The sequence below is a fragment of the Streptomyces sp. AC627_RSS907 genome (assembly GCF_019049165.1).
On sequence record NZ_JAGMUE010000027.1, the window covers coordinates 109,701 to 126,417 of the forward strand.

The 16,717-nt window shown below is 70.8% G+C and carries 13 protein-coding genes; 3 read left to right on the forward strand and 10 right to left on the reverse strand.

Going from position 1 to position 16,717, the window contains the following annotated elements; genetic code table 11:
* Nucleotides 1–73 precede the first annotated feature (73 nt).
* The 4 genes from ruvX to KUM32_RS08050 are packed head-to-tail and all read right to left on the reverse strand — an operon-like array spanning nucleotide 74 to nucleotide 4,041.
* Nucleotides 74–568, reverse strand: coding sequence for a Holliday junction resolvase RuvX (gene ruvX, locus KUM32_RS08035; RefSeq protein ID WP_217141102.1), 495 nt, complete (start codon nucleotides 566–568; stop codon nucleotides 74–76).
* Entirely contained in the window at nucleotides 565–3,237 is a 2,673-nt protein-coding gene (gene alaS, locus KUM32_RS08040; protein ID WP_217141103.1) for an alanine--tRNA ligase, read from the reverse strand. Before alaS ends, ruvX begins: the two co-directional genes overlap by 4 nt.
* Entirely contained in the window at nucleotides 3,237–3,599 is a 363-nt protein-coding gene (locus KUM32_RS08045) for a hypothetical protein (protein WP_217141104.1), read from the reverse strand. Before KUM32_RS08045 ends, alaS begins: the two co-directional genes overlap by 1 nt.
* A gap of 7 nt (nucleotides 3,600–3,606) precedes the next feature.
* Entirely contained in the window at nucleotides 3,607–4,041 is a 435-nt protein-coding gene (locus KUM32_RS08050) for a DUF948 domain-containing protein (RefSeq protein ID WP_217141105.1), read from the reverse strand.
* A 162-nt stretch (nucleotides 4,042–4,203) separates the two neighbouring features.
* Between KUM32_RS08050 and KUM32_RS08055 the strand changes: the two genes are divergently transcribed.
* Complete coding sequence (locus tag KUM32_RS08055) at nucleotides 4,204–6,390, forward strand: AAA family ATPase (RefSeq protein ID WP_217141106.1); 2,187 nt, start codon at nucleotides 4,204–4,206, stop codon at nucleotides 6,388–6,390.
* Nucleotides 6,391–6,422: 32 nt separating this feature from the next.
* On the opposite strand, the gene rpsD is transcribed toward KUM32_RS08055, so the two are convergent.
* The 5 genes from rpsD to KUM32_RS08080 all read right to left on the reverse strand — a co-directional run bounded on the left by rpsD (nucleotide 6,423) and on the right by KUM32_RS08080 (nucleotide 11,637).
* Nucleotides 6,423–7,037 (reverse strand): 30S ribosomal protein S4, encoded by a 615-nt coding sequence (gene rpsD / locus KUM32_RS08060; RefSeq protein WP_030973190.1) that lies wholly within the window; start codon nucleotides 7,035–7,037, stop codon nucleotides 6,423–6,425.
* A 296-nt stretch (nucleotides 7,038–7,333) separates the two neighbouring features.
* On the reverse strand, nucleotides 7,334–8,689 hold the full coding sequence (locus KUM32_RS08065) for a replication-associated recombination protein A (protein ID WP_217141107.1): 1,356 nt from the start codon (nucleotides 8,687–8,689) through the stop codon (nucleotides 7,334–7,336).
* Nucleotides 8,690–8,781: 92 nt separating this feature from the next.
* Nucleotides 8,782–9,444, reverse strand: coding sequence for a vitamin K epoxide reductase family protein (locus tag KUM32_RS08070; RefSeq protein WP_217141108.1), 663 nt, complete (start codon nucleotides 9,442–9,444; stop codon nucleotides 8,782–8,784).
* 200 nt (nucleotides 9,445–9,644) lie between these two features.
* Nucleotides 9,645–10,907: a histidine--tRNA ligase gene (gene hisS / locus KUM32_RS08075; RefSeq protein WP_217141109.1), complete on the reverse strand. Its 1,263-nt coding sequence runs from the start codon at nucleotides 10,905–10,907 to the stop codon at nucleotides 9,645–9,647.
* A 13-nt stretch (nucleotides 10,908–10,920) separates the two neighbouring features.
* On the reverse strand, nucleotides 10,921–11,637 hold the full coding sequence (locus KUM32_RS08080; protein ID WP_217141110.1) for an MBL fold metallo-hydrolase: 717 nt from the start codon (nucleotides 11,635–11,637) through the stop codon (nucleotides 10,921–10,923).
* A gap of 183 nt (nucleotides 11,638–11,820) precedes the next feature.
* Here KUM32_RS08080 and KUM32_RS08085 point away from each other — a divergent pair, with 183 nt between their 5' ends.
* Nucleotides 11,821–12,645, forward strand: a complete 825-nt coding sequence (locus tag KUM32_RS08085; protein WP_217141111.1) for a peptidylprolyl isomerase — start codon at nucleotides 11,821–11,823, stop codon at nucleotides 12,643–12,645.
* A gap of 135 nt (nucleotides 12,646–12,780) precedes the next feature.
* Nucleotides 12,781–14,010: a DUF349 domain-containing protein gene (locus tag KUM32_RS08090; RefSeq protein WP_217141112.1), complete on the forward strand. Its 1,230-nt coding sequence runs from the start codon at nucleotides 12,781–12,783 to the stop codon at nucleotides 14,008–14,010.
* Between the two features lie 72 nt (nucleotides 14,011–14,082).
* Here the strand turns inward: KUM32_RS08090 and relA are convergent, their stop codons facing one another.
* A complete protein-coding gene (gene relA, locus KUM32_RS08095; RefSeq protein WP_217141113.1) occupies nucleotides 14,083–16,626 on the reverse strand; it encodes a GTP pyrophosphokinase in 2,544 nt (847 codons plus the stop codon).
* Nucleotides 16,627–16,717 lie beyond the last annotated feature (91 nt).

Genomic DNA, 16,717 nt, shown 5'->3' on the forward strand with positions numbered 1-16,717 from the left:
TTCCGTTCCGCCTCTTGCTGTGCGGTGGCTGTTCGAATGCCTCCGCATCGCGCGGAACGTTACCGTATCGCGATCAGCTGACCACTTCGACGCCCTCACCGGGGGCTCTGCCTGACACCCGTTCGGATTCCAGCGCCTGCTGGAGGATGATCACAGCGGCGGCCTGGTCGATGACGGACCGCCCCTTCTTCGACTTCACTCCGGAGGCGCGCAGTCCCTGACTGGCGGTCACGGTCGTCATCCGCTCGTCGACGAGACGCACCGGGACGGGCGCGATGCCCCTGGCCAGCTCCTGCGCGAAGCCGCGGACCTTGACCGCCGCCGGGCCCTCGCCCCCCTTGAGGGAGCGAGGGAGGCCGACGACGACCTCGATCGGCTCGTACTCGTCGACGAGCTGCCTCAGACGGCGGTGCGCCGCCGGAACGTCCCGTCCGGGGACGGTCTCCACCGGCGTGGCGAGGATCCCGTCGGGGTCGCACGAAGCGACCCCGATACGGGCGTCCCCGACGTCGATGGCGAGGCGGCGGCCCCGGCGCAGCGCCGGGGTCCCCTGCTGGTCGGCGCTCACTTGGCGGTGTCCGCCACGAGCCGCTCGACGGCTTCCACGGCGTCGCCGATGGCGGCCGGGTTCTGGCCGCCGCCCTGGGCGACGTCGGGCTTGCCGCCACCGCCGCCGCCGAGGGTCTTGGCGGCGGCCCGGACCAGGTCACCGGCCTTGAGACCGCGCTCACGGGCGGCCTCGTTGGTGGCGATCACCGTCAGGGGCTTGCCGCCCACCGTGGTGAACAGGGCCACGACCGCGGCCCGGCCGCCCTGGATGCGGCCGCGGACGTCGAGGACCAGCTTGCGCAGGTCGTCGGCGGTGGTGCCGTCGGGGACCTGGCCGGTGACCAGGGCGACGCCGCGCACGTCCTTGGCGGAGTCGGCGAGGCCGCCGGCGGCCTGGAGGACCTTCTCGGCGCGGAACTTCTCGATCTCCTTCTCGGCGTCCTTCAGCTTGCCGAGCATGGCGGAGACCTTCTCCGGGAGCTCCTCCGGGCGGCCCTTGATCAGCTCCTGGAGCTGGGCGACGACCGTGTGCTCCCGGGCGAGGAAGTTGTAGGCGTCCACGCCGACCAGGGCCTCGATGCGGCGGACGCCGGAGCCGATGGACGACTCGCCGAGCAGCTTGACCAGGCCGAGCTGGGCGGTGTTGTGCACGTGGGTGCCGCCGCACAGCTCCTTGGAGAAGTCGCCGATGGTCACCACGCGCACGCGCTCGCCGTACTTCTCGCCGAACTCGGCGATGGCGCCCTGCTTCTTGGCCTCGTCGATGCCCATGACGTCGGCACGCACGTCCAGGTCGCGGGCGAGCACCTCGTTGATCTTCTGCTCGACGTCGGTCATCACGGCCGTCGGAACGGCGGACGGCGAGCCGAAGTCGAAGCGGAAGCGGCCGGGCTGGTTCTCGGAACCGGCCTGGGCGGCCGTCGGGCCGAGGGCGTCGCGCAGGGCCTGGTGGGTGAGGTGGGTGGCCGAGTGGGCGCGGGCGATGGCCTTGCGCCGCCGGTCGTCGATGGAGGCGTGGGCCTTGGCGCCGACGGTGATCTCGCCGACCTGGACGACGCCCTTGTGGACGTACACGCCCGGGACCGGCTTCTGGCAGTCGCGGACCTCGATGACGGCACCGGAGTCGACCTTGATCCGTCCGGTGTCGCCGATCTGGCCGCCGCCCTCGGCGTAGAAGGGGGTGCGGTCGAGGACGATCTCGACCTCGTCGCCCTCCGTGGCGGCCGGGGAGGAGGCGCCGTCGACGAGGATGCCGACGATCGTGGACTCGCTCTCGGTGTCGGTGTAGCCGACGAAGTCGGTGGCGCCGGCCTGGTCGGCGATCTCGCGGTAGGCGCCCGCGCCGGCGTGGCCGGTCTTCTTGGCCTGGGCGTCGGCCTTGGCGCGCTCCCGCTGCTCCTTCATGAGGCGGCGGAACCCGTCCTCGTCCACGGAGAGCCCCTGTTCGGCGGCCATCTCCAGGGTGAGGTCGATCGGGAAGCCCCAGGTGTCGTGGAGCAGGAAGGCCTTGTCGCCGGCGAGGACGGTGCCGCCGGCGGCCTTGGTGTCGCTCACGGCGGTGTCGAGGATGTTGGTGCCGGCCTTCAGCGTCTTGAGGAAGGCGTTCTCCTCGGCGAGGGCGACCTTCTCGATCCGCTCCCGGTCGGTGATCAGCTCGGGGTACTGCTGCCCCATCATCCCGATCACGACGTCGATCAGGTCCTTGACGACCGGACCGGTGGCGCCGAGCAGGCGCATGTTGCGGATGGCGCGGCGCATGATGCGGCGCAGCACGTAGCCGCGGCCCTCGTTGCCGGGGGTGACGCCGTCACCGATGAGCATCACGGAGGTGCGCATGTGGTCGGTGACCACGCGCAGGGAGACGTCCGAGGCGTGGGCGTCGCCGTAGGCCACGCCGGTCAGCTCGGTGGCCTTCTTGATGACCGCCATGGAGGTGTCGATCTCGTACATGTTCTGCACGCCCTGCAGAATCATGGCGAGGCGCTCCAGGCCGAGCCCCGTGTCGATGTTCTTGCTCGGCAGCTCCCCGAGGATCTCGAAGTCCTCCTTGCCGATGCCCTCGCCCCGCTCGTACTGCATGAAGACGAGGTTCCAGATCTCCACGTACCGCTCGTCGTTGACGGCGGGGCCGCCCTCGACGCCGAACTCGGGGCCGCGGTCGTAGTTGATCTCGGAGCACGGGCCGCAGGGGCCGGGCACGCCCATGGACCAGTAGTTGTCCTTCTTGCCCAGGCGCTGGATGCGCTCGGCGGGCACGCCGACGACGTCGTGCCAGATGCGCTCGGCCTCGTCGTCGTCCTGGTAGACGGTGATCCACAGGCGCTCGGGGTCGAGGCCGTAACCGCCCTTGTCCTGGGGGCTGGTGAGCAGCTCCCAGGCGAGCTTGATGGCGCCTTCCTTGAAGTAGTCGCCGAAGGAGAAGTTGCCGCACATCTGGAAGAACGTGCCGTGGCGCGTGGTCTTGCCGACCTCTTCGATGTCGGGCGTGCGCACGCACTTCTGCACGCTGGTGGCACGGTCGAAGGGGGGCTTGACCTCACCCAGGAAGTAGGGCTTGAAGGGCACCATGCCGGCCGGGACGAGCAGCAGAGTCGGGTCGTCCGCGATGAGCGACGCCGAAGGGACGACGGTGTGACCGCGCTCCTCGAAGAAGCTCAACCAGCGGCGGCGAATCTCGGCCGACTCCATCAGTGGTCCTCATTCCGGTTGTACGAGTACGTCGTCCTGTCGATCTGCGACGGGGCGGACCTCGGATTGTTGCGGTTCTCGATGGCGGTGTGACGCCGGGGTGCGGGGAGTTCACGGTCGACGGGGGCGTTCAGCCCGAGCGCGTCGTCCAGTTCGGCCTCCCGCTGGGCCATGTTGTCGCGGACGTCCAGGGCGAAACCCACCGCTCGGTCCTTGAGCCGGGTGCCGGCGTCGAGTGCCTTGTTGGCCGCGGTCGCGGCGAGACTGTCGGGGGTCAGCTGCCTGAGCTTCCGGTTGACCTTGGTGGTGGCCCAGACGCCGGCGGCCACGCCGGTGCCGAACCAGAACGTACGGCGGAACATCGCTGGATCAGTCCTTCTTCCGCTTCGTCCGCCGCGCGGCCGGGATCGTACGGCCGACGATCACGGTGCGCCGCGGCTCCTTGGCCGGCGGGTCCTCCTTGCGGCCGCCGAGTGCCCGGCGCACGCCGTACCCGAACGCCGCGACCTTGACCAGGGGGCCGCCGAAGGTGGAGGCCACGGTGGTCGACAGAGCGGAGGCGTTCGACGTGACCTCCTGGACGTCGGAGGCGATCGCGTCGACCCGGTCGATCTGGGTCTGCGCGGAACGTACCGCCGAGGAGGCGTCGGCCAGCAGCGGGACGGCCTGGTCGGTCACGTCCGCCACGAGCTTGGTGGTCGCCCTGAGCGTCTGGGCCAGCCTCGCCAGCGCGACGGCGAGGAAGGAGACCAGGATCGCCCAGAAGACGGCCACCAGGATCCCGGCCACCTCGCCACCGGACACTGTGCACCCGCTCCCTGAAAGACGTGCCTGAACATCAAGAAAGTCGTGTACCGAGCCTATCGCGCCGGGCGCGGAGCTCCGTACCGCATTACCGTCCGCGCGCGGAGGAGGGATGCGCGGCGATTGTACGGAATGAATACGACTGAGTACGCTGCGTGTCTCATGCGAGACCTTCGGCGCGGCGGCACCCCGCGCGGCAACCTCCCGCTGGAACTCGACACCTTCGTGGGGCGGGCGTCGGAACTCGCCGGCCTGGCCCGGGCGCTGGACTCCGCGCGGCTGGTGACGGTGACCGGGGCCGGCGGGGTCGGGAAGTCCCGGCTGGCGGCGCGGGCGGCCTCCCGGCGCACGCCCCGGGACGGGGTCTGGCGGGTGGAGCTGGCTCCGGTGCGCGACGAGGAGTTCGTCGACTACGCGGTCGTGGAGGCGCTGGGCCTGACCGACCACACGACGCGGCTGCCGCGCGAGACACTGCTCGAGCACGTCGCCGAGCGGGAGCTGCTGCTGGTCCTCGACGGATTCGAGCACCTGGTGGACGCCTGCGCCGCGCTGGCGTCCGACCTGCTGGGCCGCGCCCCGGGCCTGCGGATCCTGGCCGTGGGGCGCAGACCACTGGGCGTGGCCGGGGAGCGGCTGGTTCCGCTGCCGCCGCTGGCCCCGGAGGAGGCGGTGGAGCTGCTGACCGTCCGGGCGGCGCAGCGGCACGTGAGGTACGGCGGCGACGGCGACCCGGACGAGGGCGGCGGGGAACTGCGGGAGCTGTGCCGACGTCTGGACGGGATCCCGCTGGCGATCGAGCTGGCCGCGGGACGGCTGTGCGTGCTGTCGCCGAGGCAGGTGCTGCAACGGCTGGACGACCGCTTCCGCCTGCTGACCGGCGGGGACCGCACCGCGCTGCCCCGCCACCGGACGCTGCGCACGGCGATCGGCTGGAGCCACGAGCTGTGCACGCCGGCGGAGCGGCTGCTGTGGGCACGGCTGTCGGTGTTCGCGGGGCCGTTCGACCTGGAGGCCGCGGAGTACGTGTGCAGCGGCGGCGGGCTGTCCGCCGACGACGTGCTCGACGTGCTCTCCGCGCTCCTCGCCCAGTCCGTGCTGACCCGCGAGGAGACTCCGGCCGGGGTGCGTTACCGGATGCTCGACACCGTGCGCGCCTACGGCGCCGACTGGCTGGAGGCCATGGGCGACGCGGTGCGGCTGCGGCGGCGGCACCGGGACTGGTACGTGGGTCTGGCCACCTGGTGCGAGCTGGAGTGGTTCTCGCCGCGCCAGCGCGAGGTCGCCGCGCGCGTGGAGGCGGAGCTGCCCGATCTGCGCGGCGCCCTGGAGTACTGCCTGGCCGAGCCGGACGAGGCGCACCTGGGTCAGTACCTGGCGGGCGCCCTGTGGTTCCACTGGGTCGGGTGTGGACGGCTGTCGGAGGGTCGGCGCTGGCTGGAGCAGGCGGTGCGCCTGGACACGGAGCGGACGGCGGGCGAGCAGCCCCGGCTGAAGGCGCTGTGGGTGCTCGGCCACGTGGCGATCCTCCAGGGGGACACGGTGCCCGCGCTGGCGGCGCTCCAGGAGTGCCGGGCGGTGGCCGAGCGGTCGGCCAACCCCACGGCGTTGGCGTACGCGGAGCACCGCACCGGCTGTCTGGCGCTGGTCATGGACGACATGCCGCGCGCGGAAGCGCTGCTGCGTTCCGCTCTGCACCGCTACCGGGAGATCGGCGAGCTCAACAGCAACGTCCTGATGGGTCAGGTGGAGCTGGCGATGACCCGGGCGTTCCAGGGCGATCTGCCGGACGCGGTGCGGCTGTGCGAGGACGTGCGCCAGGTGTGCGAGGACCACGGCGAGCGCTGGGCCCGGGGCTACGCGCTGTACGTGCTGGCCTACGCGGCCTGGAACGACGGCGAGCCGGCGCGCGCCCGCGAGCTGCTGGCCGACTGCCTGGGCGGTGCGCACCGCTTCCGGGACCAGCTGGGCTCGGTGCTGGCGGTGGAGCTGCTGGCCCTGGTCACGCTGGCCGAGGGCGACGCGGCGGAGGCGGCGGTGCTCCAGGGCGCGGCCGGACGGATGTGGCCGTCGGTGGGACTGCCGCTGTTCGGCTCGGCGCACTACAACGTGCCGCACGAGCTGTGCGAGGCGGCCGCGCGGGAGCAGCTGGGCGACGAGCGGTACGAGGAGTACGTCCGGCACGGCGCGCGGCTCGGCCGCCGGGAGGCCGTGTCGCGGGCGCTGCGGCGGCCCGGGGTGCCGGCCTCGCCGCCGGTGCCGCGGGGGCCCGTGAGGCGTGCCGCGTCGGGCGCGCGGACGGCGAAGCCCGCCGCCTCGCCCACCCGGAAGGGCGGGGAGACGGCGGGCTGAGGTACCGCTGGTGTACTGCGCCGGGGCTGGGGTCAGCGGGCGTAGTACTCGACGACGAGCTGCTCGTCGCAGATCACCGGGATCTCCTTGCGGTTCGGCTCGCGGTCCAGGCGGAACGCCAGGGCCTTGAGGTTCACCTGGAGGTAGCGCGGGGTCTCGCCCTCGGGGGCGAAGCCACCCTCACGGGCGATCGTGAAGAGGGTCTTCTCCTTGGAGCGCTCGCGCACCTGCACGACGTCGTCCGGGCGGACGCGGAAGGACGGCTTGTCGACCTTCTGGCCGTTGACCTGGATGTGGCCGTGCACGACCATCTGGCGGGCCTGGTAGATCGTGCGGGCGATGCCCGAACGCAGGACCAGCGCGTCGAGACGGCGCTCGAGCTCGATGACCAGGGCCTCGCCGGTCTTCATGTTGGTCTTGGAGGCACGCTCGTAGGCGCGGACGAGCTGGCGCTCGCTGAGGTCGTACTGCGCGCGCAGACGCTGCTTCTCGAGCAGACGCACCTTGTAGTCCGAGTTCTGCTTGCGGCCGCGGCCGTGCTCACCCGGCGGGTAGGGGCGGGCCTCGAAGTACTTGACGGCCTTCGGCGTCAGCGCGATGCCGAGGGCACGCGACTTCTTGACCTTGGGGCGGGACTGGTTCGCCACTGTCTGTGTCTCTTTTCTGAGTTTCCGGCTTGTCAGGGTTGAGGGAGGTCGCATCCGCAGCCGGGGAATCCCGCCGGGTCCGCTCGGGACCTGCCGGGCAGCCGCTCCCCTGGTCTGGGCACATACGTGCAGCACGCGAGTGGCCCACCGACCGGTCCCGGAACTCCGGGCGGTGGTGGGCTGCCCGCGACACCGGTCGACGGTGCGCGACGCTCCTGGAACCCGCTGGGGGTTCCGGCTGGTTGTCCCGTTCTGACTGCACGGGACTCAGCGCTTCGGGCCATTCTACAGGCTGCTCAGGACCGCCTGCGACCGAGGTGCTCCCGGGTCCACTCCACCGCGTCCGCGTATCTGGCCTCGGCGCCGTGCCGGGTGGGGGCGTAGTACGTCCGTTCCTTCAGCTCGTCCGGGGCGTACTGCTGGGCGGCGATGCCCTCGGGCAGGTCGTGCGGGTACACGTATCCCTGCCCGTGTCCGAGCTTGCCCGCGCCCTTGTAGTGGCTGTCGCGCAGGTGCGGCGGAACCGGTCCGGCCAGACCCTTGCGCACGTCGTCCAGGGCGGCGCCGATGGCGGTGGTGGCGGCGTTGGACTTGGGGGCGAGGGCCAGGGCGATGGTGGCGTGGCTGAGGGTGAGGGCGGCCTCGGGGAAGCCGATCATGGCGACGGCCTGGGCGGCGGCGACGGCGATGGGCAGCGCGTTCGGGTCGGCGAGGCCGATGTCCTCACTGGCGGAGATCATCAGGCGCCGCGCGATGAATCGGGGATCCTCGCCGGCCTCGATCATCCGGGCCAGGTAGTGCAGGGCGGCGTCCACGTCGGAGCCGCGGATGGACTTGATCAGGGCGCTGGCGACGTCGTAGTGCTGGTCGCCGTCGCGGTCGTACTTCACGGCCGCCCGGTCGACCGTCTCCTCCAGCGTCGCCAGGGTGACCTCGGTCTCGCCCTTGTCGAGCGCGGCACCGGCGGCGGCCTCCAGGGCGGTCAGCGCGCGGCGGGCGTCGCCGCCGGCGATGCGCAGCAGGTGTCCCTCGGTGTCCTCGGGGAGCGTGACGGCCTCCTTGAGGCCGCGTTCGTCGGTCAGGGCGCGGCGGAGGAGGCCCCGGACGTCGTCGTCGGTGAGGGGCTCGAGGGTGAGGAGGAGGGAGCGGGAGAGCAGGGGGGAGATCACCGAGAAGTACGGGTTCTCGGTGGTGGCGGCGATGAGGGTGACCCAGCGGTTCTCCACGGCCGGGAGCAGGGAGTCCTGCTGGGCCTTGCTGAAGCGGTGGATCTCGTCGAGGAAGAGGACGGTCTCCTTGCCGTATCCCCCGACGGCGCGGCGGGCGCCGTCGATGACCGCGCGGACCTCCTTGACGCCCGCGGTGATCGCCGAGAGCTCCACGAAGCGCTTGTTGGTGGCCTTGGAGACGACGTACGCGAGGGTGGTCTTGCCCGTGCCCGGCGGGCCCCAGAGGATGACCGAGGAGGGCCCCGCGGGGCCGGAGGCGCCTTCGCCGACCAGGCGGCGCAGCGGTGATCCGGGCTTGAGCAGGTGCTGCTGGCCGACGACCTCGTCGAGGGTGCGCGGGCGCATCCGCACGGCGAGGGGGCTGCCGGTCGGGTCCTTCTCCTGGCGTTCTTCTGCTGCGGCGGTGAACAGGTCGGGCTCCACGCTCTGAACCCTAAATCACCGCACTGACAACGCGGCGGGCGCGGCGGGGGCGGCCGTCCGCCGGTCCGCCGGCGGATCCGTCCACGGGCCCGTCAGCTGGTCCAGAAGTCCCACCAGCGGGTCAGGATCATCATGCCGACGATGCCGATGTGCAGCACCGGCAGCACCCAGGTGAACTCGCCGAAGAAGCCCTTGAGCCAGTTCGGCGCGGGCAGGAGGCCCTTGCGGACGTTGAAGGACGTCACGTACCAGAACATCAGGATCGTGGCGACCCAGGCCAGGCAGCACCACAGGCACAGCGCGTTGATCCGGTACAGGGACTGGAACTGCAGCCACGTCACGAACCCGACGCCGAACAGGCAGCCGGCGTTGAAGGTGAGCCAGTACCAGCGGGGGAAGCTCGCCCGGCCGAGCAGGCTCATCCCGACACAGATCACCATGCCGTACGCGACCAGCCCCAGCATCGGGTTGGGGAAGCCGAAGACGGTGGCCTGGTCGCTCTCCATGACGCTGCCGCAGGAGACGACGGGGTTGAGGCTGCAGCCGGGTGTGAACGTCGTGCCGGCGATCTTGGCTTCGAGCAGCTTCTGCTTGTCGATCGTGATGACCCACGCGGCGAGCAGGCCGGCCGCGCCCGTGATCACCAGAAGCAGTGCGAGGGCCCGGCTGCCGCCCTCGGTGCGCGGTGCTCCTGCGGTGGGTTCCGGCGCGGACTCTGCCACGGTGGAGACGTCCTTCACTGTCGTCTTGCTCATCACGCCGATTCCGTCACTTGAGAGTGGGACCTGCTTCGGGCAGGGCCATTGTGCCGCACCACTCTGTGAGACCACCGTTGGATGAGCATAAGAGCGCACCGCGGATCGCTCCGAACGGGTGCGTTCCGGCCGTTTCCCGTCCCCAGGGGCACACGTGAACGAATACGTGCACCCCTGGGCCGACGAGGCGTACGGGCCTGCTAGCCGAGCCTCGACTCCAGCTCGGCCACGATCTCGTTGACGCCGATCGCGGTCTGCTCGCCGGTCTCCATGTCCTTGAGCTGGACGACGCCTTCGGCCAGGTCGCGCTCCCCCAGTACCAGGGCGTAGCGGGCGCCGGAGCGGTTGGCGGCCTTCATCGCGGCCTTGAGGCCCTTGCCGCCGTAGGAGAAGTCCGCGGCGACGCCGTTCTTGCGCAGCTCGGTGACCTTGGCGAAGAGGATCCGGCGGGCCTCCTCGCCGAGCGGGACCGCGAAGACGGAGGTCGCGGACGGGATGTCCAGTTCGATGCCCTCCGCCTCCAGGGCGAGGACGGTGCGGTCGACGCCGAGGGCCCAGCCCACGGACGGCAGGGACGGGCCGCCGATCATCTCGGACAGGCCGTCGTAGCGGCCGCCGCCGCCCACCGCGGACTGGGAGCCGAGGCCGTCGTGGACGAACTCGAACGTCGTGCGCGTGTAGTAGTCCAGCCCGCGCACCAGCTTCGGGTCGTCCTCGAAGGCCACGCCCGCCGCCGTGATCAGCTCGCGGACCTCCTCGTGGTACGCCTTGCAGGCGTCGCACAGGTAGTCGCGCAGCAGCGGGGCGCCGGTCAGCTGCTTCTGCACCTCGGGGCGCTTGTCGTCCAGGACGCGCAGCGGGTTGATCTCGGCGCGGCGCAGCGTGTCCTCGTCCAGGTCGAGGCCGCGCAGGAAGTCCTGGAGGGCGGCCCGGTAGACGGGGCGGCACTCCTTGTCGCCGAGGCTGTTGAGCAGGATGCGGAAGTCGCTCAGGCCCAGCGCGCGGTACGACTGGTCGGCCAGGATGATCAGTTCGGCGTCCAGCGCCGGGTCCTCGGCACCGATCGCCTCGGCGCCGACCTGGGAGAAGTGGCGGTAACGGCCCTTCTGGGGCCGCTCGTAGCGGTACTGCGAGCCGGAGTACCAGACCTTCACCGGCAGGTTGCCCGCCTTGTGCAGGTTGGCCTCCAGGACCGCGCGCAGGACGGGGGCGGTGGTCTCCGGGCGCAGGGCGAGCCGGTCGCCGCCCTTGGTCTCGAAGACGTACATCTCCTTGGTCACGATGTCGGTCGACTCACCGACACCGCGTGCGAACAGCTCGACGTTCTCGAAACCGGGCGTCTCGATGTAGCCGTAACCGGAGTTGCGCAGCGGGGCCGCGATCGCCTCGCGGACGGCCAGGTACTTGGCCGAGTCCGGCGGCAGCAGGTCGTACGTGCCCTTGGGGGCCTTGAAGGTGCTCACGGAAGGTCTCTCGTCACATTCCTCGTCGGGGAGCATCGGGGGCGCCGTGCTCCTGGCGGCCCGCCGCCACCTGCCGCAGATACGGGTTGGTGGCGCGCTCCTGGCCGATGGTCGTCTGGGGGCCGTGGCCGGACAGCACCACGGTCTGGTCGTCGAGCGGCAGGACGACACGGGCGAGGGACGCCAGCATGTCGTCCATGGAGCCACCCGGCATGTCCGTGCGTCCGATGGAGCCGGCGAACAGCAGGTCGCCCGAGAAGAGGACCGGCGGGATGTCCGCCGCCTCGGGCAGGCCGAAGGTCACCGACCCCTTGGTATGGCCCGGCGCGTGCGCGACCGTCAGCTCCAGGCCCGCCAGCTCCAGCTTCGCGCCGTCGGTCATCTCGCGGACCTCGTCCGGCTCCCCCACGGTCAGCTCGCCCATGAGCGGCATGCCGATGGTGCGGCCGATCCCCTTCTCGGGGTCGCTCATCATGTACCGGTCGTCGGGGTGGATCCACGCCGGGACGCCGTGCGCGCCGCACACGGGGACGACCGAGGCCACGTGGTCGATGTGGCCGTGGGTGAGGACGACGGCGACGGGCTTGAGCCGATGCTTGGCGAGTGCCTCCTCGACTCCCTGGGCGGCCTGATGGCCCGGGTCGATGATCACGCACTCCTCACCGGCGGCAGGGGCGACGAGGTAGCAGTTCGTCCCCCAGGCCCCGGCGGGGAACCCGGCAATGAGCACGATCGTCCTTCGTTTGTGTCGGTACGGGTGGGCTTGCGAACGAGCCGCGCCCACGGTCAGAGCCTACCGGCGGTGCCGATTCCTCAGCGAACCCATATACGGTACGGGGCTACACGCAGACGGTCGGTTCATCGCGCCCACGCGTACCGGTCGGCACACGAAGACGCATGAGGAGAGAACCCGGTGGTCACCCAGGAGCAGCGGCGGCGTCAGCTCGCCCGGGAGAAGTTCTTGCGGCAGCAGCAGCGACGCACCTCCGCGCGGCGCAAGGCGCGCATGCGCAACGCCGCGATCGCGTCGGTGCTCGGCGTGGTCCTGATCGGCAGTGTCGCGTTGTACACGACCGGGGTGGTCCTGGGGGACGACGACGACAAGGCGAACGCGAGCGCGGAGGTCACGCCGAGCGCCTCGGCGAGCGGCAAGGCGCAGGACCCGTGCGACAAGCCCGCCGAGGGCAAGGTCAAGACGCAGACCTGGAAGAAGGAACCTGCGATGACCATCGACAAGTCGGCGAAGTACACGATGAAACTGGCCACGACCTGCGGCGACATAGACATCGCCCTGAAGCCGTCGGCGGCGCCGCACACCGTCAACTCGTTCGACTTCCTGGCCGGCAAGGGCTACTTCGACCACACGCCGTGCCACCGGCTCACCACCAACGGCATCTACGTGCTCCAGTGCGGCGACCCGACGGGCCAGGGCAACGGCGGACCGGGCTACAACATCCCGGACGAGAACCTGAAGGACAAGAGCCTGAAGGACAACACGTACCCGGCGGGCACGGTGGCGATGGCGAACACCGGTCAGCCGGGCTCCGGCGGCAGCCAGTTCTTCCTCGTGTACCAGAACAGCCCGCTGCCGCCCAGCTACACGCCGTTCGGCACCATCTCGGACGAGGGCATGACGGTGCTGAAGAAGATCGCCGCGGCGGGCGAGAGCACCGGCGCGGGAGACGGAGCGCCCAACGCGACGGTCGTGATCGACAAGGCCACCGTCACGAAATCCTGACCCTCATCAGCGAAAGTTCGGTCGCGCGGGATGCGGACAGGCCCCCCGCCGGTCGCCTATGTTGGCCGTGACGAAACTGTGGACGATGCCCGGGGGTAGCGAAGCCCTCCGCAGGCATCATGTGGAGGAGGCGCTGTGAGCAGCGACCCGTGGGGCCGCGTCGACGAGACGGGGACCGTGTACGTGCGTACGGCCGACGGCGAGAAGGTCGTCGGTTCCTGGCAGGCAGGCTCCCCCGAGGAGGCGCTGGCCTATTTCGAACGCAAGTACGAAGGCTTGGTTGTCGAGATCGGCCTCCTCGAAAAGCGGGTGAAGACGACCGACCTGTCGGCGAAGGACGCCCAGGCGGCCATCGACCACCTGCGGGAGCAGGTCGACGCGCACCACGCGGTCGGCGACCTGGACGCCCTCAGGGCCCGGCTCGACAAGCTCGTCGCCCTGGTGGAGAAGCGTCGCGAGGAGCGCAAGGCGCAGCGGGCGAAGCAGTCCGACGAGGCGCGCGGCGCCAAGGAGGCACTGGTCGCCGAGGCCGAGGAGCTGGCGCAGTCCGACCAGTGGCGGGCGGCCGGTGAGCGGCTGCGCTCCCTGGTGGACACCTGGAAGGGCCTGCCGCGTCTGGACCGCAAGTCCGACGACGAGCTGTGGCACCGCTTCTCGCACGCGAGGTCGGCGTTCTCCAAGCGCCGCAAGCAGCACTTCGCGCAGCTGGACGCCCAGCGCGAGGAGGCGCGCCAGATCAAGGAACGGCTGGTCGCCGAGGCCGAGGCGCTGTCGAACTCGACGGACTGGGGTCCGACGGCGGCGCGCTACCGGGACCTGATGTCCGAGTGGAAGGCCGCGGGCCGCGCCCAGCGCGAGCACGAGGACGACCTGTGGAACCGCTTCCGCGGCGCCCAGGACGTGTTCTTCGCCGCCCGCAGCTCGGTCTTCGCCGAGCGGGACGCCGAGCAGGCCGAGAACCTGAAGCTCAAGGAGGAGCTGGCCGAGGAGGCCGAGAAGCTCCTGCCGGTCACCGACCTGAAGGCGGCCCGCGCGGCGTTCCGCTCGGTCAACGAGCGGTGGGAGGCCATCGGCCACGTGCCGCGCGACGCCCGGCCGAAGGTCGAGGGCCGGATGCACGCGGTCGAGCGGGCGCTGCAGGAGGCCGAGGAGACCGAGTGGCGCCGGACGAACCCGGAGGCACGCGCGCGTGCCGAGGGTCTGACCGGTCAGCTGCAGGCCGCCGTGGACAAGCTGCGCTCCCAGATCGAGCAGGCGCGCGCCCAGGGCAACAACGCCAGGGCCGACAAGCTCGCGCGCGAGCTGGAGGGCCGGCAGGCGCTGCTGGACCAGGCGCTGAAGGGCCTGCACGAGTTCGGCGGCTGACCACCCGACTCCCGCGCGAGGGGCTCCCGTACGGTGGGTACGGGAGCCCCTCGCGTGTGCGCGTGCGTGTGCCTACGAGGGCCTGCGCGCCGATGTCACCCGGTACACGTCGTAGACGCCCTCCACGCCCCGTACCGCCTTCAGGACGTGTCCGAGGTGCTTCGGGTCGCCCATCTCGAAGGTGAAGCGAGAGGTGGCGACGCGGTCGCGGGAGGTCTGGACGGCCGCCGAGAGGATGTTGACGTGCTGGTCGGACAGCACGCGTGTGACGTCCGACAGCAGCCGGGAGCGGTCCAGGGCCTCCACCTGGATGGCGACCAGGAAGACCGACGACTGGGTGGGCGCCCACTCGACCTCGAGGATGCGTTCCGGCTCGCGGGAGAGCGAGTCCACGTTCACGCAGTCGCTGCGGTGAACGGAGACGCCGCTGCCGCGGGTGACGAAGCCGATGATCGGGTCGCCTGGGACGGGCGTGCAGCAGCGGGCCAGCTTGACCCACACGTCCTCGACGCCCTTGACGACGACGCCCGGGTCGGCGCTCGTCCGGCGTTTGCGGCCGCGGCCACGGGAGGGCGGTACCGACTCGTCGATCTCCTCGGTGGCGGCCTCCTCGCCGCCGAGCGCCTGGACCAGTTTCTGCACGATGTTCTGCGCGGAGACGTGGCCCTCGCCGATCGCCGCGTACAGCGCGGAGATGTCCGAGTAGCGCATCTCATGGGCGAGCGTGACCAGGGAGTCGCCGGTCAGGATGCGCTGGATCGGCAGGTTCTGCTTGCGCATGGCGCGGACGATGGCGTCCTTGCCCTGCTCGATCGCCTCGTCGCGACGCTCCTTGGAGAACCAGGCCCGGATCTTGTTGCGGGCGCGCGGCGACTTCACGAAACCGAGCCAGTCGCGGGAGGGGCCCGCGCCGGCCGCCTTGGAGGTGAAGACCTCCACCAGGTCGCCGTTGTCCAGCGTGGACTCCAGCGGCACGAGGCGCCCGTTGACGCGCGCCCCTATGGTGCGGTGACCGACCTCGGTGTGCACCGCGTACGCGAAGTCGACGGGAGTGGCACTCGCGGGCAGCGCTATGACGTCGCCCTTGGGAGTGAAGACGAAGACCTCGTTGCGGGAGAGGTCGAAGCGCAGGGACTCCAGGAACTCGCCGGGGTCCTCGGTCTCCTTCTGCCAGTCCAGCAGCTGCCGCAGCCAGGCCATGTCGTTGAGGTGGTCGTCCTTGCCCTTGCCGGACGACTTGGGCGCGTCGGTACGCACCTTGGAAGCGCCGGCCACGGCCTCCTGCTTGTACTTCCAGTGCGCGGCGATGCCGTACTCCGCGCGGCGGTGCATGTCGAAGGTGCGGATCTGCAGCTCGACCGGCTTGCCGTTGGGTCCGATGACCGTCGTGTGCAGCGACTGGTACATGTTGAACTTGGGCATCGCGATGTAGTCCTTGAACCGCCCCGGAACCGGGTTCCAGCGGGCGTGGACCGTGCCCAGCGCCGCGTAGCAGTCGCGGACGGTGTCCACCAGGACGCGGATGCCCACCAGGTCGTAGATCTCCGCGAAGTCCCGGCCGCGGACGATCATCTTCTGGTAGACGCTGTAGTAGTGCTTGGGGCGGCCGGTGACGGTCGCCTTGATGCGGGCCGCGCGCAGGTCCTGCTGGACCTCGTCGGTGACGATGGCGAGGTACTCGTCGCGCTTGGGGGCGCGCTCGGCGACCAGGCGGACGATCTCGTCGTACATCTTGGGGTAGAGGATCGCGAAGGCGAGGTCCTCCAGCTCCCACTTGATGGTGTTCATGCCCAGCCGGTGGGCGAGCGGCGCGTAGATCTCCAGGGTCTCGCGCGCCTTCTTCTCCTGCTTCTCGCGCTTGAGGTAGCGCATGGTGCGCATGTTGTGCAGGCGGTCGGCGAGCTTGATGACCAGGACGCGCGGGTCCTTGGCCATGGCGACGACCATCTTGCGCACGGTCTCGGCCTGCGCGGCCTCGCCGAACTTGACCTTGTCCAGCTTGGTGACGCCGTCGACGAGCAGGGTGACCACGTCGCCGAAGTCGCGGCGCAGGTCCTCCAGGCCGTACTCCGTGTCCTCGACCGTGTCGTGCAGCAGACCGGCCATCAGCGTGGCCGGATCCATGCCCAGCTCGGCGAGGATGGTGGTGACGGCGAGGGGGTGCGTGATGTACGGGTCGCCGCTCTTGCGCTTCTGGCCGCGGTGCCAGCGTTCGGCGACCTGGTAGGCCCGCTCGATCTGGCGCAGCGTCGCCGTCTCGATCTTGGGATCGTTGCTGCGCACTATCCGCAGCAGCGGCTCCAGGACCGGGTTGTACGGGTTGGCACGCTGGACGCCGAGGCGGGCGAGGCGGGCGCGCACGCGGTTCGAGGAGCCGGAGCGGGCCGGCTGTCCGGCGGGCGTGCGGACCACGGGCGCGTTCTGTGGGCGCTCGGACGGCAGGGGCTTGGGACGCGACTGCTGCTCGGCCGGCTTGTCCACGGGCGCGGCCGGGGCGTGCCGGATCGGCCCGTGCGTGTCGTTCTTCGCCTGCGGCGCGCTCGGCGCGGGCTTCGCCGCGGACGCCGAGACGGACTCGGGCTTTGCGGCGGTCAGTGGCTGGGCCTCGTCTGGCAAGAGGACTCCTCGTGCGCGATCCGGGTCCCCCGGTCAGGCTCCGGAAACCCCATGGTAGCGATCCTGCACCGCAGGAACGCCTTCAGGCCAC